At 61.5% G+C, this 23,089-nt stretch carries 25 protein-coding genes; 9 read left to right on the top strand and 16 right to left on the bottom strand.

Annotation, left to right across the window (positions count from 1 at the left end; genetic code table 11):
• The first annotated feature begins 40 nt into the window (after positions 1 to 40).
• Complete coding sequence (locus tag M1D89_RS05650; protein WP_498648794.1) at positions 41 to 742, top strand: hypothetical protein; 702 nt, start codon at positions 41 to 43, stop codon at positions 740 to 742.
• A 116-nt stretch (positions 743 to 858) separates the two neighbouring features.
• On the opposite strand, the gene M1D89_RS05645 is transcribed toward M1D89_RS05650, so the two are convergent.
• Together M1D89_RS05645 and M1D89_RS05640 are read right to left on the bottom strand one after the other, a co-directional pair.
• On the bottom strand, positions 859 to 2,832 hold the full coding sequence (locus M1D89_RS05645; protein ID WP_498648792.1) for an ABC transporter ATP-binding protein: 1,974 nt from the start codon (positions 2,830 to 2,832) through the stop codon (positions 859 to 861).
• Positions 2,829 to 4,562, bottom strand: a complete 1,734-nt coding sequence (locus M1D89_RS05640; protein ID WP_498648790.1) for an ABC transporter ATP-binding protein — start codon at positions 4,560 to 4,562, stop codon at positions 2,829 to 2,831. Before M1D89_RS05640 ends, M1D89_RS05645 begins: the two co-directional genes overlap by 4 nt.
• Positions 4,563 to 4,723: 161 nt before the next feature.
• On the opposite strand from M1D89_RS05640, the gene M1D89_RS05635 reads away from it, so the two are divergent.
• A complete protein-coding gene (locus M1D89_RS05635) occupies positions 4,724 to 5,722 on the top strand; it encodes an aldo/keto reductase (protein WP_498648788.1) in 999 nt (332 codons plus the stop codon).
• Between the two features lie 6 nt (positions 5,723 to 5,728).
• Here the strand turns inward: M1D89_RS05635 and M1D89_RS05630 are convergent, their stop codons facing one another.
• From M1D89_RS05630 to M1D89_RS05620, 3 genes are all read right to left on the bottom strand, one after another.
• The gene (locus M1D89_RS05630; protein WP_498648787.1) at positions 5,729 to 6,637 is read right to left on the bottom strand and encodes a helix-turn-helix transcriptional regulator; all 909 of its coding nucleotides are present in this window, start codon (positions 6,635 to 6,637) and stop codon (positions 5,729 to 5,731) included.
• Between the two features lie 91 nt (positions 6,638 to 6,728).
• Positions 6,729 to 7,433 carry an AAA family ATPase gene (locus M1D89_RS05625; RefSeq protein WP_498648786.1) on the bottom strand — a complete coding sequence of 235 codons (705 nt, stop codon included), beginning with the start codon at positions 7,431 to 7,433 and terminating at the stop codon, positions 6,729 to 6,731.
• Positions 7,434 to 7,443: 10 nt separating this feature from the next.
• Positions 7,444 to 8,121, bottom strand: a complete 678-nt coding sequence (locus M1D89_RS05620) for an FMN-dependent NADH-azoreductase (RefSeq protein ID WP_017200677.1) — start codon at positions 8,119 to 8,121, stop codon at positions 7,444 to 7,446.
• Between the two features lie 167 nt (positions 8,122 to 8,288).
• Between M1D89_RS05620 and M1D89_RS05615 the strand changes: the two genes are divergently transcribed.
• The 3 genes from M1D89_RS05615 (at position 8,289) to M1D89_RS05605 (ending at position 10,087) form a co-directional block, all read left to right on the top strand.
• On the top strand, positions 8,289 to 8,942 hold the full coding sequence (locus M1D89_RS05615; RefSeq protein WP_498648783.1) for an HAD family hydrolase: 654 nt from the start codon (positions 8,289 to 8,291) through the stop codon (positions 8,940 to 8,942).
• An 85-nt stretch (positions 8,943 to 9,027) separates the two neighbouring features.
• Positions 9,028 to 9,435 carry a winged helix-turn-helix transcriptional regulator gene (locus M1D89_RS05610; RefSeq protein WP_017200679.1) on the top strand — a complete coding sequence of 136 codons (408 nt, stop codon included), beginning with the start codon at positions 9,028 to 9,030 and terminating at the stop codon, positions 9,433 to 9,435.
• Positions 9,380 to 10,087, top strand: a complete 708-nt coding sequence (locus M1D89_RS05605; protein WP_498648779.1) for a thioesterase II family protein — start codon at positions 9,380 to 9,382, stop codon at positions 10,085 to 10,087. Before M1D89_RS05610 ends, M1D89_RS05605 begins: the two co-directional genes overlap by 56 nt.
• Before the next feature lie 91 nt (positions 10,088 to 10,178).
• Here M1D89_RS05605 and M1D89_RS05600 read toward each other — a convergent pair whose 3' ends face one another.
• The 4 genes from M1D89_RS05600 to M1D89_RS05585 all read right to left on the bottom strand — a co-directional run bounded on the left by M1D89_RS05600 (position 10,179) and on the right by M1D89_RS05585 (position 13,236).
• The gene (locus tag M1D89_RS05600; protein ID WP_498648777.1) at positions 10,179 to 10,835 is read right to left on the bottom strand and encodes a flavodoxin family protein; all 657 of its coding nucleotides are present in this window, start codon (positions 10,833 to 10,835) and stop codon (positions 10,179 to 10,181) included.
• 75 nt (positions 10,836 to 10,910) lie between these two features.
• A complete protein-coding gene (locus M1D89_RS05595) occupies positions 10,911 to 11,156 on the bottom strand; it encodes an acyl carrier protein (RefSeq protein WP_017200682.1) in 246 nt (81 codons plus the stop codon).
• An 86-nt stretch (positions 11,157 to 11,242) separates the two neighbouring features.
• On the bottom strand, positions 11,243 to 12,217 hold the full coding sequence (locus M1D89_RS05590; protein ID WP_498648774.1) for a beta-ketoacyl-ACP synthase III: 975 nt from the start codon (positions 12,215 to 12,217) through the stop codon (positions 11,243 to 11,245).
• Positions 12,214 to 13,236, bottom strand: a complete 1,023-nt coding sequence (locus M1D89_RS05585; RefSeq protein WP_498648772.1) for an AvrD family protein — start codon at positions 13,234 to 13,236, stop codon at positions 12,214 to 12,216. Before M1D89_RS05585 ends, M1D89_RS05590 begins: the two co-directional genes overlap by 4 nt.
• A gap of 180 nt (positions 13,237 to 13,416) precedes the next feature.
• Here M1D89_RS05585 and M1D89_RS05580 point away from each other — a divergent pair, with 180 nt between their 5' ends.
• Positions 13,417 to 14,253, top strand: a complete 837-nt coding sequence (locus M1D89_RS05580) for an alpha/beta fold hydrolase (protein WP_498648769.1) — start codon at positions 13,417 to 13,419, stop codon at positions 14,251 to 14,253.
• Between the two features lie 9 nt (positions 14,254 to 14,262).
• Here the strand turns inward: M1D89_RS05580 and M1D89_RS05575 are convergent, their stop codons facing one another.
• From M1D89_RS05575 to M1D89_RS05555, 5 genes are all read right to left on the bottom strand, one after another.
• Complete coding sequence (locus tag M1D89_RS05575) at positions 14,263 to 15,786, bottom strand: CYTH and CHAD domain-containing protein (protein WP_498648765.1); 1,524 nt, start codon at positions 15,784 to 15,786, stop codon at positions 14,263 to 14,265.
• Between the two features lie 148 nt (positions 15,787 to 15,934).
• On the bottom strand, positions 15,935 to 16,585 hold the full coding sequence (locus M1D89_RS05570) for an SRPBCC family protein (RefSeq protein ID WP_498648762.1): 651 nt from the start codon (positions 16,583 to 16,585) through the stop codon (positions 15,935 to 15,937).
• 79 nt (positions 16,586 to 16,664) lie between these two features.
• The gene (locus M1D89_RS05565) at positions 16,665 to 17,096 is read right to left on the bottom strand and encodes a hypothetical protein (RefSeq protein WP_498648760.1); all 432 of its coding nucleotides are present in this window, start codon (positions 17,094 to 17,096) and stop codon (positions 16,665 to 16,667) included.
• 406 nt (positions 17,097 to 17,502) lie between these two features.
• Positions 17,503 to 17,766, bottom strand: coding sequence for a hypothetical protein (locus M1D89_RS05560; protein ID WP_498648758.1), 264 nt, complete (start codon positions 17,764 to 17,766; stop codon positions 17,503 to 17,505).
• Positions 17,763 to 17,921, bottom strand: a complete 159-nt coding sequence (locus M1D89_RS05555; RefSeq protein WP_017200690.1) for a hypothetical protein — start codon at positions 17,919 to 17,921, stop codon at positions 17,763 to 17,765. The genes M1D89_RS05560 and M1D89_RS05555 overlap by 4 nt, the downstream gene beginning before the upstream one ends.
• Positions 17,922 to 18,354: 433 nt before the next feature.
• Between M1D89_RS05555 and M1D89_RS05550 the strand changes: the two genes are divergently transcribed.
• A complete protein-coding gene (locus tag M1D89_RS05550) occupies positions 18,355 to 18,954 on the top strand; it encodes a dTMP kinase (protein ID WP_498648754.1) in 600 nt (199 codons plus the stop codon).
• A gap of 38 nt (positions 18,955 to 18,992) precedes the next feature.
• On the opposite strand, the gene M1D89_RS05545 is transcribed toward M1D89_RS05550, so the two are convergent.
• A complete protein-coding gene (locus tag M1D89_RS05545; protein ID WP_498648751.1) occupies positions 18,993 to 19,766 on the bottom strand; it encodes an NUDIX hydrolase in 774 nt (257 codons plus the stop codon).
• Positions 19,767 to 19,843: 77 nt separating this feature from the next.
• Here M1D89_RS05545 and M1D89_RS05540 point away from each other — a divergent pair, with 77 nt between their 5' ends.
• Both M1D89_RS05540 and M1D89_RS05535 read left to right on the top strand, forming a co-directional pair.
• Positions 19,844 to 20,863, top strand: a complete 1,020-nt coding sequence (locus M1D89_RS05540) for an SPFH domain-containing protein (protein ID WP_498648748.1) — start codon at positions 19,844 to 19,846, stop codon at positions 20,861 to 20,863.
• Positions 20,864 to 20,872: 9 nt separating this feature from the next.
• The gene (locus M1D89_RS05535; protein ID WP_498648746.1) at positions 20,873 to 21,775 is read left to right on the top strand and encodes a diacylglycerol kinase catalytic domain-containing protein; all 903 of its coding nucleotides are present in this window, start codon (positions 20,873 to 20,875) and stop codon (positions 21,773 to 21,775) included.
• 129 nt (positions 21,776 to 21,904) lie between these two features.
• Here M1D89_RS05535 and M1D89_RS05530 read toward each other — a convergent pair whose 3' ends face one another.
• Complete coding sequence (locus tag M1D89_RS05530; RefSeq protein ID WP_498648744.1) at positions 21,905 to 22,903, bottom strand: Abi family protein; 999 nt, start codon at positions 22,901 to 22,903, stop codon at positions 21,905 to 21,907.
• Positions 22,904 to 23,089: the final 186 nt, after the last annotated feature.

Here is a 23,089-nt window from a genome sequence, read left to right as displayed (position 1 = left end):
GAACCTGTCTTTTAGGGGTTCGCCCGCATAGGGTAATTCCGTGAAGAGACTGAGTACCAACCTCCAAGCCTTCGCCGGGTCTGCTTTCGCTGCGGCGTTCCGGGCCATCAAGATGGTTCGTCCGAACAGGCCCAACCACCCGGAAGGCATTCACCTGGTGGGAACCCTTGAGAGGGACGAAGGTCCACGCCCGGCGTCGGGAATCCCTTGGCTGGACACCGCCGGGACCAGCCAGGTGGACGCACGGCTCTCGCGGTCGATCGGACTGCCGGGATCCTTCCCGGACATTATCGGTCTGGCCGTGCGCTTCTCTGAGAAGAACAAACTGTCGGACGTACTCCTCGCCACCACCGGAGCGTCAGGACTCGGCCGCTTCATCCTGAGGCTCCGACGGGACGCCGCGTCAGCAGTTTTCTCCACGATGATGCCCTACAAATCAGAGACCGGCCCGGTGCTGATAGGAGCAAGGACCATCGCCGGTCCCAAAAAGCTGCCCGCAGACCCCGGCGCCTTCAGTTCCCAGCTTGGCCAGCAAGCATGGATCCTCGAACTTCATCATGCAAGCCCACTGGGACCATGGACCAGGTTCGGAACATTGACGCTCACCCTTGCTGACGGCGTGGGCAAAGACACCGCCGCACGATTTGATCCGGTCCTCAATCCGCTTCCAACAGCTAGCACTTACGGCTGGACGAGGCGACTCCGCGAACCTTCCTACGCCGTAGCCCGGCGCCGGGGGTAGAGCCCGGGGCTTCCAGCCCTTCATTGAATCCCAAGCAGCCCCAAATCAACCTGCGCAAGTTGTAAACCAGCCCTCCGCCGTCGAAAGTTGGGCCAGAAGCCACAGGCCCAATAAATCTAGGGCTCAAGCGCGGCAGGTGCCGCAAACTGCGCCTCATACAGCCGGGAGTACGCCCCGCCCGAGGCAAGCAGTTCGGCGTGGGTCCCCTGCTCAACAATCTGCCCGGCTTCCATCACCAGAATGAGGTCGGCGTCCCGGATGGTGGAGAGCCGATGGGCGATCACAAAGCTGGTCCGGTCAGAGCGAAGGGCATTCATGGCTTTCTGCACCAATACCTCGGTGCGGGTGTCTACGGAGCTGGTGGCTTCATCGAGGATCAGCACTGATGGGCGGGACAGGAAGGCCCTGGCAATGGTGAGCAACTGCTTCTCACCCGCCGAAACGTTGCCGCCTTCGTCGTCGAGCAGGGTGTCGTAGCCCTCGGGCAAGGACCGAACAAAGCGGTCCACGTACGTCGCCTGCGCGGCCTCCATAATCTCGACCTCGGAAGCAGAGGGGCGCCCGTAGGCGATGTTGTCGCGGATCGTCCCACCGAACAACCAGGTGTCTTGAAGGACCATGCCCATGCGAGAGCGAAGTTCCTGCCGTGACAGCGAGGTGATGTCCACGCCGTCGAGGGTTATGCGCCCGGAATCAAGCTCGTAGAAGCGCATCATGAGGTTCACCAGCGTGGTTTTGCCAGCTCCCGTCGGCCCGACTATCGCGATGCTCTGACCAGGTTCTGCTACCAGGCTGAGGTCCGTGATGAGCGGTTTGTCCGGCGAGTAGCGGAAGGACACATTCTCGAAGACGAGGCGCCCACGCGACGGACCCGACGGCGGAACAGGGTCAGGTTCGGCCGACTCTTCCTCTTCATCCAACAAGTCGAAAACCCGCTCGGCCGAGGCAACACCGGACTGCAGCATGTTCGCCATGGACCCGAGCTGCGCCAGCGGCATGGTGAACTGCCGCGAGTACTGGATAAATGCTTGGACGTCGCCCAACTGCATGGAGCCCGCGGCCACCTGAAGGCCGCCCACCACGGCGATCCCCACATAGACCAGGTTCCCGATGAACGTCATGGCGGGCATGATCAGGCCGCTCACGAACTGCGCGCCGAAGCTCGCCTGATACAGCTCGCCGTTCTTGGCCCGGAACTTCTCCTGGACCTCGTTCTGCCGCCCGAACACCTTCACCAGCGCGTGCCCCGTGTAGGTTTCCTCGATCTGGCCGTTGAGCTCCCCTGTGTTCTTCCACTGCGCAACGAACAGCTTCTGCGAACGCTTGGCGATCAGCAGTGTGGTTCCCAGCGTCAACGGAATGGTCACCAAGGCAATGAGCGCCAACAGCGGAGAGAGCAGGAACATCATCACCAGCACACCAAGCACGGTCAGCAGGGACGACACCATCTGGCTGATGGACTGCTGCAGGCTTTGGGAGATGTTGTCCACATCGTTGGTCACCCGGCTCAGCAGCTCACCGCGCTGAATGGAGTCGAAATACCGCAGGGGCAGTCGGTGAATTTTCGCTTCAATGCGCGTGCGGAGGCGGTACACGGTCCGTTGCACGACGCCGTTGAGTACGTACGCCTGAATCCAACCGAACGCTGAGGCCAGGACGTAGAGCGCCAACGCCCACAGCAGCACCGAGGCCAACGCGTTGAAGTCGATTCCGACGCCGGGCGTGAGGGTCATGGCGCCCAGCATGTCTGCCTTGCTGTTCTCGCCCGAGGCGCGCAAACCTGCGATCACCTCGGCTTTGGACGCGCCTTCAGGCAGCTGTTTGGAGACGACGCCGGCGAAAATCAGGTTGGTGCCTTCCCCCAGCAAACGGGGTCCGATCACAGACAAAGTAACGCTGACCACGGCGAAGACCAGCACCAGAACCAACCAAAAGCGTTCAGGCCGCAGTGTCCCCAGCAAACGCCGGGCTGAGGCACCAAAATTCGAGGCTTTCTCGGCAGGAATGTTCATTCCGGCGAAGGGGCCTCCACGGCCCGGACCCATCGCCGGCCGCTGCGGACCACGGGGACCGGCTGACACAGCACTCATGCCGCCTCCTCCGACGCGAGCTGGGAGGACACGATTTCCCGGTACGTTTCGGACGTCTCCAACAGCTCATCATGCGTTCCGCGCCCAACGATCCCGCCGTCGTCGAGCACTAGGATCTGGTCCGCATCCGCAATGCTGGAGACGCGCTGTGCAACGATCACCAGCGTGGCGCCGTTGGTGTGGCGTTTGAGTCCCTGGCGGAGCCTGGCATCGGTGGCGGTATCCAGGGAGGAGAAGGAATCGTCAAAGATGTAGAGCTCCGGCTGTTTCACCAGGGCCCGGGCGATAGCGAGCCGTTGCCTCTGCCCGCCGGAGACGTTGGTACCGCCTTGCGAAATCACGGCGTCCAGTCCGCCCTCCATCTCCTCCACAAAGTCCTTGGCCTGGGCTACTGACAGCGCCCGCCACAGCTCATCCTCAGTGGCATCGGGCTTGCCATACTGAAGGTTGCTGCGGACCGTCCCGGAGAACAGGTAGGGCCGCTGCGGCACCAGCCCGATATGCCCCCAGAGCAGGTCCGGGTGAAGTTCGCGGACATTCACGCCGTCCATCCGCACGGATCCTTTGGTCGCGTCGAACAGCCGCGGCATGAGGTTCACCAAAGTGGTCTTGCCAGCGCCGGTGCTGCCGATGATCGCGGTGGTTTCCCCCGCACGAGCGGTAAACGAAAGCCCGCTCAGCACCGGCTGCTCGGCACCCGGGTAGGCGAATCCGACGTCGTGCATTTCCAGTTCGCCGCGGCGTATCCCGCCCCTGACAGGGTTCGACGGCGGCTGGACACTTGACTCGGTGTCCAGGACCTCGCTGATGCGGTCGGCCGAAACGGACGCGCGTGGGATCATCACGGCCATGAACGTGGCCATCATGACGGACATAAGGATCTGCATGAGGTAGCTCAAGAACGCGATCAAGGTGCCTACCTGCATGGAGCCGTCCTCAATCCGGAAAGATCCGAACCAGATGACCGCCACGCTGGAAACGTTCATCACAAGCATGACCACAGGGAACATGAGCGCCATCAAACGGCCGGCCCGCAACGCAACGTCAGTTACGTCGTCGTTCGCTTTGCCGAACCGGGCTGCCTCCATGTCCTCGCGGACGAAAGCCCGCACCACACGAATGCCGGTGAGCTGCTCGCGGAGAACCCTGTTAACGGCGTCGATCCGGACCTGCATCTTGCGGAACAGCGGCACCATCCGCGTCACGATCAGCGCGACCGCCACCAGCAACACTGGCACGCAAACGGCAATCAGCCAGGATAATTGGGCGTCCTGCCGCACGGCCATGATCACGCCGCCAATGCTCAGCATGGGAGCCGCGACCATGAGCGTGCAGGACATGAGGACCAGTTGCTGCACCTGCTGGACGTCGTTGGTGGATCGTGTAATTAAGGACGGAGCCCCGAACCTGGTGACCTCCTGCTCCGAGAACTCCCCCACCCTTGCAAAGACGGCATCCCGCAGGTCGCGGCCCATTCCCATGGCAGCTTTCGCGCCGAAGTACACAGCCACCACCGCACACGCGATCTGCAACAGCGTGATCAGCAGCATGAGGCCACCCATGCGCAGGATGTAATCGGTATCGCCGGTGGCCACCCCGTTGTCGATGATGTCGGCGTTGAGCGTAGGCAGGTAAAGGGACGCGATGGACTGCGCCAATTGAAAGACGACGACGGCGATCAGCAACCGCTGATGCGGCTTCAGGAACCGAACGAGAACCTTCCAAAGCATGGGGACTCCGAGCCAGGCGATGTGAACCGAAGGCCAGTTTACGTCTGGTTGCTGTGGGCAACTAGAGGGAACTGAGGGGTAATGCCAGTGACTCCCTCACCTCTCAGCATGGCCATACCGTCGAGGTAAGCAATCAGCCCGAACAGCACAGGAGACCAACCATGGAAAAGCGCACACTCGGCACCGGCGGCCTTGAGGTTTCCGCCATTGGCATGGGATGCATGAGCATGTCAGGCGGCTACAGCGAGAGGCCGGACCGCGAGGAAATGATTTCGCTGATCCGCACAGGCGTGGAGCGCGGCGTGACGTTTTTCGACACCGCCGAAATTTACGGACCCTATGCCAATGAGGAACTCGTCGGCGAAGCACTGGCCCCGTTCAAGGACCAGGTAGTCATCGCCACCAAATTCGGTTGGGACATTGACCCCGCCGCGCGGAAAGCCAGCGGCAAGGTCACCAGCCGCCCCGAGGTCATCAAAGAGGTAGTGGAAGGATCACTGCAGCGGCTGGGAGTGGACACCTTGGATCTCTACTACCAGCACCGGGTTGACCCGGACGTACCCATCGAGGACGTGGCAGGTGCAGTCAAGGAACTCGTCGACGCCGGAAAGGTGAAGCACTTCGGAATGTCCGAGGCTGCGGCCGGCACCATCCGCCGGGCCCATGCAGTCCTCCCTGTGGCTGCGGTCCAGAGCGAGTACTCGTTGTGGTGGCGTCGACCAGAGGAAGAAGTCCTGGATGTATGCGAAGAACTTGGCATCGGGTTCGTTCCCTTCAGCCCGCTGGGCAAGGGCTTCCTGACCGGTACCATCAACGCTTCCACCAACTTCGAATCCGGCAACGACATCCGCAGCACCATCCCCCGGTTCACCCCCGAGGCTATGCAAAATAACCAGGCTGTGGTGGACCTGCTCGCCGGAATCGCAGAACGAAAAGGCGCGACGCCGGGCCAGATCGCCTTGGCATGGTTGCTGGCACAAAAGCCGTGGATCGTGCCGATTCCAGGCACACGAAAACTGCACCGCCTCGAAGAAAACCTGGCCGCGGCCGACGTCGGACTTTCGCCTGCAGAGCTTGACGAAATCGAAGCGGCCGCTGCGAAAATCACGGTGGAGGGTGGCCGCTACAACGAGGCCGGCGAACGGATGACGAACCTCTGACCAGCACTAGACAACAGCCTTCCGGCCGAGCCCCAGAAGGGATGCCTGCGTCCCTGTCCCGCTTTTGGGTAGGTAGGTAAACAGGCGGAGAGCGGGAAACTGGGGGACGCCCAGAACCATGGGGGCGAAGCTGAGCCGGCCGAGTGTTGGGTGGTCGTAGACAACGTCCACATGGTACGAGTCGCTGACCACCTGGCGCTGCCACAGCTCATTGAAGGCCTTCGAGACCTCACAGAGGCTCCGGGCCATGGTGTCGAAACGGGGATCGTCAGGGAACTTGGCTGATTGCGCCCGAAACTGGGCAACCATGGATCGGGCCATCATCTCTTTGTGGACGTGGGGCCGGGCAAGCTCCGGATCGGTGAAGAAGCGGTGGAGGCAGCTTTCGCCCACCCGGGTATCAAAAGTGTCAGCCGCGGCAGGGTTCATAGCTACGACGGTCCAAAACGGGTCTGCGATGTAGCTGGGATTTGCCATGGCATCCACCAGTTGCTGCAGAAGCGCCAGCTGGGTGTTGTCGACGTCGAAACGATGTCCACCGTCCACGGTTCCAGGAAAGCCATCACTGCCACCGGCCTGCATGGTGCCGGCGGCGGGGCTGGGCCGGCGCCCGGACGCAAGCCTGCGGACATAGGTCCTGTCTTCAGGACTGAGCTGCAGGGCATTGGCTATCGCGTCCAGGATTTCCGCGGAGGCACCAATGGCCCGCCCCTGCTCCAGCCACGTGTACCAGGAGACCCCAACGTTGGCCAGGACGGCCACCTCTTCGCGCCTGAGTCCGGGAGTCCGTCGTCGTGGGCTGACCGGTAGCCCGACGTCCTCCGGCCGGGTCTGCTCGCGGCGGGTGCGGAAGAACTCGCCTAGTCGCGCATGGTTGGACCGCGCTTGGTGGGAAGCAGAAGGTTGGGTGGGCATGGGTTCTCCACTCATGACGAGCGTCCGGCCGACCGCTTTATGGCAGTCGGCCGGACGGGTGGGTCGAATCCGGAATCCTGGGTCAGGCGGATTACTGCAGGACGCGTTCCTTTTCAGAACGGACGTCCAACTGTGCGTACTCTTCGGAGGCCAAACGAGCAGCATCCTCCGGACTCATGCGTGGCTCCAGCTTGAACAGGGAAGCGATCTGCTCGAGTCGTTCCTCCACGGATCCGGACACCACATGGAACGGTATCCCCAGCTCGTCCATGGTTTGCTGCAAGATGGCGTCGGACATGTTCCGGAACTGATCGTTGACCGGGCGGTGCCCGTCGGCGGAGAGCGGGAGCTCGTTCTTCAGGTGCACAAACACATCGAAGGAGTTCTGCACGTGCCTCTTGAAGCTGTTGCCAAGGCTGGTCATCACCTCTTCGAAGAAGGCGAGTTCCGGCGTCTTCTCCACGATCTCGCCCGCCGAAAGATGCGCCGAGGCACTGGGATTCAGGCCAAGCGAAACCCGCACAGACCCATAGATCCATTCCTGCAAGGATGACCCGTCGGAAATGAACCCTGCCGAGAGCTTGTCCTCGTAAACGGCCCGCTCAACATGGCGTGTCACGATCATCTGGATAAGCTCCGCGGCCGTGCACTCCTCAAGGGTCTTGCCTGGCGCGGCCTCGGGGAGGATTTCACGCATGGTCCTTGCCTTGGTCCGGGGCAGCCCCGTGTAGTGGGACAAGGCCATGGACGTGAACGTTTTGCCCGAGGAGTAGGTACCTGAAATGCCGATGCGCACTGCGTCCGCCTTAGTCGTTGACGAGCTGGAGGGTTCCCGCGGCGCTGAGCTTGCCGGCGAACTCGATGGCAGCGTCGCTGAGGTCAGCCTCGGCAACCTTACGGGTGCCATCCACGTCACCGTTGAGCACCGTGGGGGCAAAGCGAACGTGCGTTGCGTCCTCGATGCCCACGAAGTTCAGCCAGTCGGCAAAGAAAGTGCTGCTGAAGTCAGAGCCGAACGCGGCCGGCACGCCCGGTGCGTAAACGCCGCTGGTGTGGATTGCAAGTGCCTGCTTGCCCTCCAGCAGGCCGCGGTAGCCCTGCTCGGGGTCGAAACCGAAGCTCCAGCCGGGCTGGGTGATGATGTCGATCCACTGCTTCAGGACATACGGAACGCCCGAGTTCCACATGGGGATGTTGAAGACGTAGGCGTCGGCGGCAGCGAACTGGTCGAATACTGCACGGGCAGATTCCCAGGCGGCAACCTGATCGGGAGTCTGGTCCTGTCCGGTGAAAACAGCCATCTTCGCAGCGGCGGCGACGCGACCGAAAACGGGCAGCGCGCCGTCGTCGAACAGGTTCAGAGTCTCCACTTCGAAACTCTCCGCACCGGCAGTCTGGACGGAATCGATGAAGTGCCGGGCCAACCGCAGGGAGTCGCTGTTGGCGTAGCGCGGAGAGGCGTTGATGTGGAGGATGGTAGGCATTGGCTTCCTTTCGAGGCTGTGCTTTCGGGGACGCTTTGTGCCCCGTGATCGATCCTCACTGACAGCGCGGCGCCGCGTAAGAACGCACTTTTTTGTGCCTAGGGCACCTCAAAGTGCCCTGCCCTTAGGGGCTTCCGAACGGCGTATCGGTCCATAGGATTCTTCCTGTGGAAGAATCCTCCCGAAGCCGCAGCCAAGCTGCCTACACAGACATCGACGGCACTGTCACCGCTTACAACACCATTTTCGAGTTCCTTCGCTTCGACGCCGCCGAACATGCCCGGGCTGAAGAGGCCGAAGAGTTCCTTGCCGGTCTGCGCACTGCGGCGGCGAACACTGTCCCTCGTTCGGTGACGAACGCCCGCTACTTCCGCTGGTGGCACGGCCGAAACGTCACAGAGGTGGCCGAACTCGGCGAGCGCTGGGCGGATCTGCAGGATGGGCAGGCGGCCGGCTGGGCTTTCCTGGAGCCTGTGGCGTCTATTTTGGACGCCCATGCGGACTCCGGGCGGCAACTGGTGGCAGTCACGGCATCATTCGAACCGGCTTTGGTAAGGGTTCGACGGCGGTGGCCCCACCTTGAGCTGTTATGCACCCGCCCCTTGGTGGCCGATGGCAAGTACACCGGTGGGATCGAGGAAGCACTGGTGGGTGACGCCAAAGCCCGTGCCGTCCTGGCCCACGCGTTAGCGAACAACGTGGATCTCGCGGGCAGCTTCGCTTACGGGGATCACCCTTCGGATCTCCCATTCATGGCCCTGGCCGGTGAATCCCTGTTGGTTGACGCAACGCTGAGAGCCGTGACAACGCCGGTGAGTTAAGGTTTACGACACCGTTCCCCCAGCTGTCATAGGCCCCGAGTAAACTGTGCCCAGCAGTCCACTTGATGAGGAAAGTATTGGGGATATGACTCTCACGGCTGAACAGAAACGCCAGAAAGCCCGGAAGCATTACAACGCGTCCTTGGACCTTTGCCCGGCCCGGCAATTGCTGGAGGCCATCAGCAGCAAGTGGGTCACCTTGGTGATGCTTGCCCTTGAGGACGGCCAGCAGCGCCACAGCGACCTTCGGAAGCTCATACCGGGTGCCAGCCAGAAGATGCTGACGTCCACCCTCCGCTCCCTGGAACGCGATGGGTTGGTCCTCCGGCATGTCACGGTGTCAGTTCCCATCCGCACCGACTACGAACTCACTCCCCGGGGCCGCTCGCTGCTTCGCATCATTTTTGAAATGAAGGAATGGGCGGAGGAGCACATGGATGACGTTGCAGCGTCCCGTTTGGAGCACGACCGCCACCGGCTCGCCTTCAACTGACGGTCAGGACCCTGGCGTGCACCTGTTTTGCCTGCACCACGCCGGTGGGACTACGGCCAGTTTCGCAGGCTGGCGCTTCGACGGCGTGACGGTTACCAAACTCAGCTATCGTGGCTGGGACTTCAGGTCCTTGGGGGCGGCTGCTGATGCCCTCGCAGAGCGGGTTTCGGCGTCGGCGTCTGTCCAGCTCGCCCTATACGGCCACAGCATGGGAGCTGTCCTCGCCTTCGAGATCGCACTGCGGCTACAGCACACAGAGCGGGTGGCCCACGTCTTCCTTGCCGCCACGCGCCAGCCGTCGGGAATGCACGACGCCGGTGCTGCCGCAGTTGCCGCTGCGGGCGCACTATCGCCGCGTGCCCGGGAAGTCCTCCTTGAGGACCTCGATCTTCTGGCGGGATATCCGGGAACACCACCCAGGAAACAGTTGGAAGTTCCAGCCACCGTCCTCTACAGCGCCGACGATCCTGTGGTGCCGGTTGCCGATTCCCTGCGCTGGGCCGCATGGTGCGCGGCCGAACCACGCTTGGTGAAGCTGGACACTGGAGGCCATCTGTTTCACCTGGGCAACCCTGCCGTGCGTTTGCTCGTGGAAAAGACCCTGTCCTCTGAGGCGAGCAGGGACGTCCACACCAAACAGCGACATGAATAAAGCCTGTGGACACCCAAATGTGCGTGTCCCCAGGCTTTATCCATGTCGCCAAGCTTTATACGTGTCCGGCCGCTCCTCGGCGTGGGGTCGTTTATGCCCCCGTGCTGATGAGTTCCCGGTCTGAAGTGTTGCTCTCGGAGGTGCGGTTCTCCTGGTTAAGGTTCTCCAAGGCGGCTTTTCCGGCAGCGAAGACCGCCGTGATTTCCGCAACGCGCCGGCCCAAGTGGGCGGCCGTAGCGATATCTGCGGGGTGGACGCCCTCGATGCCGATGTCCGAGAACGTTTGTGCGGCAGCGCCGTTGAAGTAGCCGAAGCGGTTGAGGTCGTTTTCGGTACCCTTGGTGCTCTTCCAGCCCGGAAGCAGGCCGAGGTTGATCCAGTTCATGCCGTGCTGGGCGCCAAAAGTAGCGAAGTAATCCAGGGTTGAGTTTTTGTCGCCTGCCTTACAGGCGGCGTTGGTGAAGCCTGCACCCAGCTTGTTGTGCCACTTCTGCACAGCCCAACGGCCTGCCGTCTTTTCTGCGAAGGCGTGGAACGCTGAAGGTGCGGTACCCATATACGTGGGTGCGCCGAAGATGATGGCATCGGCCTCATCGATGAAGTTCCAGGACTCCTCGGTAAGTTCATCCACGCGCAGGAGGGCTGCGGTGGCTCCCGTGGAGGCGGCAGCGGAGACCACTGCGTCCGCGAGGACCTTGGTGTGACCGGAACCTGAATAGTAAACAACTGCAATTGCCGGAGTGGCCATGGGTGTCCTCACTGTTTGTATCTGTTGGTACCTGTGTCCAGGTGGTGGCGAAGGTTACTCGTTAGTGGGTTCCCGCTAGACGGCGGGCTGCAGGGCAAGCTTCCCGGTCACCAGTCCGGCCGCAACCCGGGCCGTTCCTGCGTCTGCGAGTTCGAATTCGTCCACGCGAACGCCGAACTTGTTGCTGAGGATGACGGCCGCTTCAACAAGCGACAATGAATCGATGTCCAGGTCCGCGAAGGAGTCGTCCGGGCCCATGTGGCTGAGCTCGTCCATGGTGGATCGGATAGCCTCAACGACGTCCAAAGCTGTAATTTCCATTGGTTTCCCCCTTTGTAGTGTGGCCCGGGATGGCCGGGCCACGGTGATCCTGCAAGGCACCCTGCCCGCAGGAATCGGTAGCGGCCCTAATGCGGGTCCACAACCGAGATCGAAGGCCAGGTCATGGCGATGGCACCCCAGGTTGTTCCCCCGCCGAAGGCCGTCAGGACCACTTTGTCCCCGGGAGACCTGTGGCCCTTGGTGCCGGCGTCGGTCATGGCCAGTGGAATCGAGGCAGCTGAAGTATTTCCCACCCTGTCCAAGTGGACCTCGGCTTTGGATACGGGTATTCCCGTCACCGAAGCCACCGTGGTGAGGATCCGCAGGTTGGCCTGGTGTGCGATCAGGGAATCGACGTCGCCCGCCGTCCAGCCAACACTCGCCAGCACGGTCTCCACGGAGTCCGACATCGCCGTCACCGCCTGCGTGAACACTTCCTTGCCTTGCATTTCAAAAAAGGCACCGGCACCGCGTGGAACATGAATCAGCGTTTCCCCGTCGCCGTCGGAATGGAGCGTGGAAGCAAGGATGGCACCCGGTTCATCTGCGGTTCCCGCCGAGAGATAGGCCGCTCCTGCTCCGTCGCCGAAGATCACGGACGTGGTGCGGTCCGTCGGGTCCAGCAAACGGGTGAAAGTGTCCGCGCCGATCACCAGTGCAGAACCAACGGAGCCTGAGGTGATGGCCCAGCTGGCCGTAGCGAGCGCGTAGACAAATCCTGAACAAACCGCCGAAATATCGAAGGCGGCAATCCCCTGAAGCCCAAGGTTCGCCGCAACCTTCGGTGCAGTGGCCGGGCACACCTTGTCCGGCGTAGAGGTCGCCACGATCAGCAGCCCCACGGAATCGACGCCGGCACTCGCCAAGGCGCGTCGTGCAGCTGTTGTGGCAAGGACGCTGGTGCTCTCAGTTTCGTCCGAGTGGCGCCGCTCGGCGATGCCGGTCCGGCGCCGAATCCATTCATCAGAGGTATCCAAGACAGTGGAGAGATGCTCATTCGTGACCACTCGTTCGGGGAGCGCGCCGCCCAAGCCGCGGACCACCGCGGATCTCGCGCTCATTGAACAGCCCCTGCCGGCAGTTGGTGAGCGACGCTGCAGACTACCTCGCCGCCGTCGAACGTTCCCACCACGTCGGCGCAGCGCCAGGACCCGCCGTCCTTCCCGATCAGCCGGCCCTTCTGCAACCTCACACTCAAACCGGTTCCCTGTCCGCCCCCAATTTTCGGGCCTGGACCGGCAAAAGTAACCCGGGTCTTGCGCATCCAAAGCGTGTTGCTGTCGGAACGGCTCATGGCGTCCAACCTGTAGAGCAGAACCTGCCCTAGTTGCAGGGTGGCCACGAAGCACTCGACGGCGGACAGCGCCTGGGGGTACGCAGCTTCCAGCCCGCGCCGGTCAGCCAGCTGGTGGCCCAACGTGGGTTGCTGGCGAAACGAGAGCTGCGCGTGGGCTGTAGCCTGTACCGGTTCCAGTTCCGGTTCGAGAACCACGTTCACCAACGTAACCTGCCGTTCGGCCCACAGGTCACCATAAAGTCGCATGGCGGCGTCGCCCACCAACGCCTCTTCTGAGGGTGACTCGACGGAAGCAAGTCCAAGTTCAGCCGGAGCGTGGGCCACTTCAAGGACCGCGCTCATGGAGGCGACCGAGCACCGCAGGACGGACCCGTCACCGTGGTCCTGCAGGGTAGCCTTGCAGCCAAGATCACCCAACGTGCCTTCCACCGGTTCACTGCCGCCGGAGATGGTGACGGACGTCAGATAAGCAGTTGGCAATATATCCGGCGAAAATCTGCTGGCCAGCAGGGCTTCCGCCATTCTGCAAGCCAGGACAAGGACGTCCGTGGTGCCAAGGTGCGGAGTTTGCTCCTTATTGCCTTTGATGGACCAAACTCCTTCAACACCCAAACTGGCTCGGGCAGTCAACGTGGACTCAGCGACGGTGTGGGCAACGCGAAGGGTCCGCAGCCGGGGGTTGGTGGTCTTGTACCCGTGGCTGAAGAAGCGGCGGCGTCCATCGCCCAAGAGGTCGTCGATGGAGGCGTAACTCTCGGTGGCGGAGCGTAGGGCAAGGGGCATGAGTGTTCCTTGGTTTCGTCATCGGCGGTGATCCAAGAATCCACTGCAACAACGTCGGCAACCAGTGTCCCCGGATGGTGGTGGTGGGAACACCACCCTGAGCTGGAGTCCATGCCAGTGTCAGCCCCGGACAGTAGGCTGGAAACGTTCGTGTTGAACCGCATCGAAGGGACTTGAGTTTTGGCTTACATCACCGTCGGAAACGAAAACAGCACTGAGATTGAGCTTTACTACGAGGACCATGGAGCCGGCCAGCCAGTGGTCCTGATTCACGGCTACCCGTTGGACGGATCCTCCTGGGAGAAGCAGACCGCCGCACTGCTCGACGCCGGATATCGCGTCATCACGTACGATCGCCGCGGGTTCGGCAAGTCCAGCCAACCGACTGAAGGCTACGACTACGACACCTTCGCCGCAGACCTGAAGACCGTGCTGGACACGTTGGACCTGAACGACGCCGTGTTGGTGGGCTTCTCCATGGGTACAGGCGAAGTGGCGCGCTACATCAGCACTTATGGTTCGGCCCGCGTTGCAAAGGCCGTGTTCCTCGGTTCGCTGGAGCCATTCCTTTTGAAGACTGACGACAACCCTGACGGTGTCCCGCAGGAGGTCTTCGATGGCCTGGCCGAGTCCGTCAAGGCTGACCGGTACGCCTTCTTCACCGACTTCTTCAAGAACTTCTACAACACGGACACCTTCCTTGGCACAGCTCGGCTCAGCCAGGAATCCGTGGATGCCAGCTGGAACCTTGCCAGCAAATCCGGCGCGTTCGCCTCAGTAGCCGCCCAGCCCACCTGGCTGACGGACTTCCGCGCGGACATCCCCAAGATCGATGTCCCGGCCTTGATCGTCCATGGCACAGCGGACAACATCCTGCCCATCGATGTCACGGGCCGGCGATTCAAGGATGCCCTGCCCAGCGCCGAGTACCTTGAAATTGAGGGCGCACCGCACGGCCTGCTTTGGACGCACGGGGCAGAAATCAACGAGGCCCTGCTGGCGTTCCTCAAGAAGTAAAACCTGGAGCTACTTTTTGAGGCGTAGTTTCCGCGCCTTCTTGCCCTTCCGCAGGTATTCCTGCTGAGTGGCGTCAGCGGCGGTGCTTTCCATCGCGTGGATCACTCCATACGTGAAAGCACCGTTGCTGACGCCTGGCGCGGCGCCTAGCTTCAGCAGTTCCGCCCGCGCCATCACACTGTCCTGGTGGTCGCCAAGAATCGACTGGACCCTGTGTGCCGCGTCCTCCAACTTCACTGCACGTTTGCCGTGGATATCTTCCACAGCAGCAGCGGCAAAGCGCAGCTTCTTGGCGGCCTTCCGGACTTCGTGGAGTGCCTTGTCGCGTTGAGGCCCGACGGCGGCATCCACCGCTTCGCCATGCCGTTTGCGGAGTCTTTTGCCGGCCTTGTTGACGAGCTTCGCCGTGGTCTCCTTGGCCGCCGCGTCACCCTTTGACGTGGTGGGCGGGGCGTCGATGAAAGCTTCCAGATCATCCAGCAGCTTGAAGTAGCGGGGACTGTTCAAACGGTTCCTTACGGCAGACATCGCAGTATGGGCCCTCAGCGCCATACGCTCTTCCAGCTCATTCTGGAGTTGACCAAGGACGAGCTTTCCCGGCAGCTCATCGAGGCTGCTCTTCAGGCGTTCGTGCAAGACTTCCACATCCCGATACCGGCCAAGGGTCTTCGCGAGCGATTTCAGTTCCTTTTCAAGATCCTTCACAGGGACCGGTTCGAACAGCGCCCTAAAACCATGCAGGACAGCACGGATTCGGCGGATCTGTGACCGCATTTGGTGAACTGAATCATCTCGGGCAAGGCGAACGTGGGAGTCCTGAAGGAGTAGATCGGCCACTTGCTCGTCCAGATACTTGAGCACGGGAAATACGGCTGGACCGTTACCGCTGGGCTCTTCGCGGCCTGTTCGCTTCGAAGGAGGCCATGAGTCGCCCAATGCTGTGGCCAGCTTGGAGGTGCGCTCGCTCGATTTAGCTCCGGCATCGGAGAGTTGCTGCGTCAGGGTGCTCAGCAAGGTGTCGTCGTCGGCTTCATCCGGTGCCAACTCCACCTCCCACTCCCTCCATTCCAGCTCGCGGGGTTCACCAAGCATCGCTTTGGCGCGAACGTAATCATCCACAAAGTCAGCCAGGTGGTGGCCGTCGTTGCCATACAAGGGGTAGCTGGTACGTTCCGTGGCCAGGTTTGCGACAGCCGCCACTGCATGACCCCGGGTGTAAGCGAGCACACGGTCCATGAGTTCCACCGGAACAGTGTCCGCGTTGCCCAACGGCTCCTGGATCTCTGTTCGCTTTCCCGCACTGTGCGGGAGCTTCAGGTGCCAGCCGGCGTCCGGCCCACCGGTCCGGCGGCGAAGCGTGATTCCGCGGGACGCAAGGGCCAAGTGCCGGGTGTCAAAGTAGATGGCTTCCAAGCTGTGGCTTGCAGGTTCACCCACTCGCCCTATCCCGTCGATCGCGTCGAGGGCAGGAAGCGGCGTGGACGCTTCGGCGTCGAATTTCTGTTCAGCTTCCACATTGCTGGAGGGTGCCATGACGCGGAATTCCTACCTTTCGGGGATATGCCGCGAGGGCCGGCCCGTTGTGGTGGCCGGCCCTCGTTAGAGCTACTTATTTGGTTCCATGTCCAGTTTGAGCCAGTCCAAAGCCTGGCGCTAGGGGGTCGGGCTCCGGAGAGACTGCCTACAGACCCGGAGCGCGCGGCTGGGGCGGTTCGGCAGGTCCTTCGTTGGCCGTCGGCGCTGGGACGTCTGCCGCCGGCGCTGCGAGATCCGGATCGACGGGCGGGAACTCAGCTGTCGCCGCTCCTCCGCTACCAAAGGTCTCACCGGTGTCATCAACATCACCGCCGGAAACCGTACCCCGCCAGGCACCTGTTTCATGCCCCTGCGCTTCGATGAACTTCTTGAACTTGTCCAAGTCCGCACCTACGCGCATGCTGTCCACGCCAAGGGCGGATCCAGCCTTTTCTGCGAGGCCATCCGGTTCCCAGACGATCTCCACGTTGACCCGGGTCCTGCCGGCGTCGAGGGGCTCGAAGCTCACCGTGCCACCGTTGCGGGGACCATCCACGCTGGCCCAGCTGACCAGGGAATCCGGAACCTGCTCAATGATCTGGGCATTGTATTCCCGCTTGACTCCGCCCACATTCGTTGAAAAGTGGAGGCCCGTTTCATCGATCTGTTCTACGGCCTCCACTCCATTCATGAACTGAGGAAAGGTCTCAAACTGCGTCCACTGGTTGTAGGCAACAGACACAGGTACATCTACTTCGATTGACTTATTTACCGTAGCCATTGGTTTTGCTCCTTCGATCGTGTCTCGGGTGCTCATGCGGTAATGCTGGTGGCGCGCCAGCCAGCTGGCTGCTTAACCAGTGGCGCGCCTGTCTAAAGCGCGCCAGCCAAAGCTCTTAGCCGGCGTCGAAACTTTCTTCGTCATCGTCGTTGGGTGACTCTTCCTGGGGAAGGTCGTTACCGCTGCCGTCCGGTAGGTCGCCGTCGTTGCCGTCCGGCTGGGTGGACTGCTCGGCCAAGTACTGCTCGTCAGTTCCGCCGAAACGGCCCGCGCCCGGTTCTCCGGAACTGTCGGAATCCTCCGGGTCCAGGTGGCTAAGGTTCGGGGCGCCGGTGCCTTCTCCCAGCGAGGCTTCCTCGATGTCTTCTTCCACGCGGGGCTGTGCCTGGCCGCCGCCGGCCTCTTGCTCTGCCGTAGGAGTGCCGTAGCCTCCCACTTCCTCTTCCGGTGTGGCATTTTGCTTGTCCATGAGACCTGTCCTTTCCAAAGCGGTGAACGTGTTTATGGAACACTTCGAACCTATAAGTGCAGCTGGTTGCATGTCCATGCTCTGACGAAATTAGTCAGCAATCTTAGCAATTTGGGAGTGAAAGCGTTACTGTGCAGCCCTAAATCATCTGCCCATCAAGAAGGTTGTGGAATTTCGCAACCACCTTGGGGATCCAACCCTGTGTAATTCAATGGACCCGCGACAATATTCAGTGCGATGGTGGCAAACTGCGAGCACTGCGCGGGTGGAGCCGTGAAGTACCCGCGCTGACCTGCTGCCACGGCCCCAATAATGAGCCACACCACCACGAACAGCCCCACAATCGACCCGATCCGCATCACTACCCCAATCGCTGAACTGATAACCCCCCGCTATTAGTAAGCATACTGACAAAGGTGCCGAAGACCAAAGAAACGCGGCCGCGGACCAGGATCCCTCCCGTCCGCAGCCGCGTCTCCCCTAATCAATCCGTAGGGTTGGTTTCGGTTGTCAGACCACGATTGTCCGTAGTCTTTTCGTCCTTCTCTTCTGCCGGCCCGGGCGGGTTGGCTGATTCGCTGGGACCAGCGTCGACGGCGTCCTCCGGACTTTCCGACGACGAATCACCCACAGGTACCTGGTTGCTTGATTCCGGCGTCCCGGGATCCCTGGGAATGGGATGTCCGGGCGTGGTTGTCCCATCGCGAACCTGCGCGAAACCGGCAACCTCGCTTGGATCAGTGGTCATACGCGCGACCGGCCACGGCCCAGTACCCAGCCAATAAGGGCCAACACCAGCAGGATAATCCCCACCCACAGGAGGAAGCTGAGGGCTTGGTTGAATCCGCCGACGAGGAGCAAGATGATCGCAATAACACCGGCGATTATCAAAAGTGTATTCATTGAGCTACGCATCCCTTCAATAACGGTTGTCTATTCAGGAAGGCGTCCGCTGGTACTCCATTTCTGAAGCGCCACCCATGCCAACGGGCACCGATCGGAGAATTGCTCTCCATATCGCTTACGTACCCTCACAGAATTAGGTTCAAACCGAAACCACATCCCGTGAGGGGCACGTACATAGCATCATGATAGGCGCGCACTCCGCTAGGGCGAAGTATTTGAACAGGAAACTTAGTACCCTTTTGCGGAGCCGCTTCGGATTCGCCCCGAGATGAGGATCGGCATCCACACGTACTCACCACGCCGAGCAGCGCCGTTCACGTCGCAGCGCAGTGAATAGCCCCAGCGTGTGATCTATGCCTCAGTCGGCACAACTGACGCGCGCCCCGCGTTGTACATAAAACGAGTCCCACAGAAGACGAAGGGAGGGCTCATGCTCATAGTCCTGACAGGAATTGACGGTTCAGGAAAAACGACGGCGGCCCATGCCTTGGTCGATTCGGCTCTCGCTGAAGGACGAAGCGCCCTGCTGCTCAGTAATCACGCTGCCCGCCGGAGGATGTCGCTTCTTTCGGCCCGATACGGCTGGACGGTGGCGCCCCGGGTTGCTGACTTCATCGAAACGGGTGTTCGCCTGTTCAACGTGCTGGTGAACCATGCGCGCGCCCGGCAGTTCGACGGCCTGGTAGTCATGGACCGCCACCTGCACTGCCAACTAGCGCTTCGCCAGGCCAGCGGATTGCAGCGTGGGCGCTTGCTCCCTTGGCTGCTGGATAAGCTCCCCGCCGCCGATCTCCACGTGCACTTCGATGCGGACCCCACCATTGCCCACGAACGGGTAACGGCGCGCGGCACGGATAAGGAGTCAGTGGCCGACCTGCGGGCCTTCCGCGCCGCTTATCGTTCGCTGCCTGAGTTCGATGGCTTTGTTGTAGTGGACGCAAACGGCGAACCTGAGGAAGTAACGGCTCAGGTAAATCGGGCGATAGCAGCCAAGGAGCCCGTCGGCGCCTTAACCAACCGCCTGCAGTAGGGGCTGTTCGGGGCGCCGAAAGCAACCGCTACCGCCAGCTACTTGGGATCGACGGCTCGCGGACGCATCAGCGGCGGGTTGAGTACCGCCCGGGTGGGCTGGCCCGGCGTCGGACGCGCCTCGGGGGCGAGCCTGAACAGAGCAGCCGGCCGTCCGGCGTCACCCGCTGTCATTTGGCCTGTGTCCTCCAGAAAACCCGGCGTACCCGTGGCTTTTCTGTGGAAGTTCCGCGGGTCCAGGCGCGTGCCCCACACAGCCTCATACACAGAGCGGAGCTGAGCGATAGTGAATTCCTCGTCGCAGAAGGCCGCGCCCAGGGGCGAATATTCGAGCTTCGACTTCGCCCGCTCCAGGGCGTCGTCGAGGATCCGGGCATGGTCGAAGGCCAGTTCAAGCTTCCCCTCCAAGACGCCGCGAACCGGGTACCACGCAGCCTGTTCAGCGTCGCTTCCAGCCGACAACACCGGAAAGTCCGGTGCCAGAAGCAGGTGCGCCACAGTGAGCACGTCGCCGCGAGGATCGCGCCCCTTCGGGCCGTAACTCCCCAGTTGCTCCAAGTGCCCCGGAAGATGTTCGACGCCGGTCTCCTCGGCGAGCTCCCGGCCAGCCGCCTCCAGCAGGTCCTCACCAGAGAGGACGAAACCGCCCGGCAGCGCAAGTTTGCCGCGGAAAGGCTCGAGGAGGCGCGTGATGAGGAGGACATTCAGCTCGCCGTTGCGCACGGTGAGGGCGACGACGTCAACAGTTACAGGGAAGCGCTCGGGCGCCGGATGTGATTCAGGCATGAAGCAATCGTAGGCAATTATCGTCATGTTGACAATAACCGTGGATTGACCCTATGGTTTGTTTATCGTCACGTTGACGACAACCAATGAAAGAGGCGAACATCATGGCCAACATCAAGCGCTACCCTTGGATCAGCCACTTCCTCGGCAGCCCCACCGGTTACGTCGTGCACCTGCAGAAGGGTGCCGTGCGGCACCAAGGAGTAGGCCAGGCATTTTGGTTCCGTCCGGCGAACTCCGTATTGAGCGAGGTTCCCGTGGACGATCAGGAACTGCCGACACTTTTCCACGCCATCACCCGCGATCACCAAGACGTGAGCGTTCAAGCCAACGTCACGTACCGCTTCATCGATCCCGTGGCTGTATCCACCCGGCTCGACTTCGGGCTCCAGACTGCTGGCAAGGCTCCAGCAACCGGACGCGAGCAGGTCTCCACCATCATCGGGCAGTTGTGCCAGAGCCACGCGATCGACCAGATCGCCACCACAACACTCGCCGAGGCACTCGAACGCGGAGTGAGCCAGCTCCGGCTCGTCCTCACCGAAGCACTCCGGGCGGATGCCAGGTTGCAGTCCACCGGCATCGAAATTCTCGGCGTACAGGTATTGGCCGTGCGACCCGAATCTGATGTTGAACGTGCCCTGCAAACTCCGGTTCGTGAGCAGCTCCAAGCCGAAGCGGACCGCGCCGTGTACGAAAGGCGGGCGGTCGCCGTCGAGCGTGAACGCACCATCTCCGAGAACGAGATGGCGAGCCAAATAGAACTGGCAGTCCGCCGCGAGAATCTGGTGGCGCAGGAAGGCGCGAACGCCCGCCGCGCTGCCGAAGAGAAGGCCGCAGCTGGTTTGATTGAGGCCCAGGGATCTGCTGAACGAAAGGGCATTGGCGCTGCAGCTGAAGCAAACCAGATCCGGCTGGTTGGCGAAGCAGCCGCTGCCCGCGAGGCCGCAACCATGGAGGTCTACCGCGGCATGGAACAGGCCACGCTACTGGCCTTGGCGCTTAAGGATGCAGCGGGCAGCCTGCCTAACATCGGGAACCTCACCATCACCCCGGACCTGCTCAGCGGAGCACTTGCCGGACTGCTCAAAGAACCCGCCGCACCTGTAGAAGCAAGCAAGTAAGGACCCGTCATGGCAACCCCGCGCATCGTCATCGTCCACCGGCGGACCGAACTCCAGGAACTCCTGGACCGGCACGCCACTCGAGGGCAGGCCGAGTTTTTCCTTCGGTCCCGCGGTCGCAACATCCAGGACGCGCAAGACCGGCATGATCGGCTTACCTCCGCCCTCGCAACCATCAGGGCGGCAGTACCATCCGATTGGCGGCAGGCCGAAGTGGAACGCGCGGACCTGAGCCGTTTCCTGCTCACTGCCGAAGACATCATCGCCGTGGTGGGGCAGGACGGCCTGGTGGCGAACGTCGCCAAGTATCTGAACGGCCAGCCGGTGATCGGCATCGACCCCGAGCCGGGTGCAAACCCCGGGGTCCTTGTCCGGCACACACCGTCGGCAGCCGCTACCCTTCTGGCGGCCGGCGACGTTGGGCGCTTGCGCTGCCAAAGCCTCACCACTGTGACGGCAACGCTCGACGACGGCCAGCAGCTTTCGGCGCTCAATGAAGTCTTCATCGGGCACGCTTCGCATCAATCGGCCAAGTACTCCATCACAGCGCCGAGTTTCACCAAGCCCGGCGGACAAACTGAGCGGCAGTCGTCGTCGGGCCTCATCGTTTCCACCGGCACCGGCGCTACCGGCTGGTGCGCCTCGATAGCCCTGGAACGCGGCGGACGCGCCCTTCCTTCCCCGACCGATCCGCGGCTCGCATGGTTCGTCCGGGAAGCGTGGCCATCACCCGTTACGGGAGCCTCCTTGACGGAAGGTGTCCTGGAAGCCGGCGAGGTGCTGCGAATTACCGTTGCGTCCGATCAACTGGTGGTGTTCGGCGACGGCATGGAGGACGATCGGCTGACGGCGTCGTGGGGGCAGGAGATCACCGTGCAGTTGGGGCAGCGGCCACTGCGGTTGGTTGTTTGATTCGCGTCCGTGCGGCCACCACATACATTGATTTCGAATCCGTTCCGACACGCCGCTTTCTAAGGGTGTCGCGGTGCCACAGCCCTCGAAGTTGGTGGTGAAGGCCGGCTTTGCATCAGCATGTCGCCGCTATCCGGGCCCCCGCCAAAGCTCAAGCCCTGTCCAGCCCACAGGCACACCTAATGAATCCAGGGTGACAATCGACGATTCCGGGAAAGTCTCCAGCAACTTGACCAGATTTTGAGCCCAACCGTCATCTGCACCAATTGCCCGAAGCATGTAAGCCATAACAGCCAGAGCATTGTAAAGTCCGAGAACCTCCTTGGATGAGGTTTGATCTCTGAGGTGATCCAGAAGCGGTACATCTCCCTTGGGCGGCCTTTTAGGGGACGTCACCAGTTTCCGGTTGAAAAGTCGCGCGTGATGAGCCGCCACATTCCTTACATAGTTCAGGCTTGCCATCCAGCTCCCCATGATGCGCTTAGAGGGGACTCCGTACGCTGCGGCAATTTCTGATGCTATAGAGCTGTTCAGTCCGCCATACAGTCGGTTCAGATGACCCAACTCCATGATTTCCGTAGCAGCCCAGATCGGCAGCCGAGCATCATATTTCTCGCGAAAGTGATACACGAACGCCTCGTCAGAAGCATTCTGACGTTCCAAAAGCCTAGCCACCCATAGTTCATGCTTGCTGAGGTATGGCTGCCCATTTTCTGCATCTGTGGACGACTCAGTGAAAGCACTTACGAAACTTGAAGTCTCCAGATGAGCAAATGCAGATCGGTGTCCGAGCACATAACCGATCTGCATACGGAGGGAGATTTCGATTCGCTCAATGGCTTCCAGAACCAGCAGTCGTAATCGTCGGTCAAAGTCAATCAGCGCAGCAGCATCCTTGAGGGAAGTCCCCTGCCGAAAACCGCTCAAAACGCGAACACGTTCTCGACCGGTATCGTCTAAATAGCGCTCGGACTTACGGAATGGATAAAGGTACCCCGTTAGACGGTAGTAGCCGACTTCGTACAAGAGTTGGGCGCCCCGGCCTTCGCCGGGCTCAGTTATACCCCGTGAGACAAGGCGAGCCACCTGATCATCAACCGACAGCCACTTCTTCGTGTACTCAGCCAAAAGTCCCCCGCTTAAAGAAAATCAGCCCGAGCCGTTAGGCGAGCGGGCTGATCATGATGGGTCAACATTATCACGAGACGAAGCTCCCCGATTCATCCCGTCCACTGACAAAATTTCAACCGTTGTTCCTCGCCTAACCCCGCGATAGGGTGACCGGACCGTCCACCCACATCATCGTCTGGAACA

This window comes from Arthrobacter sp. D3-18 (assembly GCF_054408525.1).
Note: the sequence above shows the minus strand (reverse complement) of the source record. Positions and strands in the feature narration are given on the sequence as shown.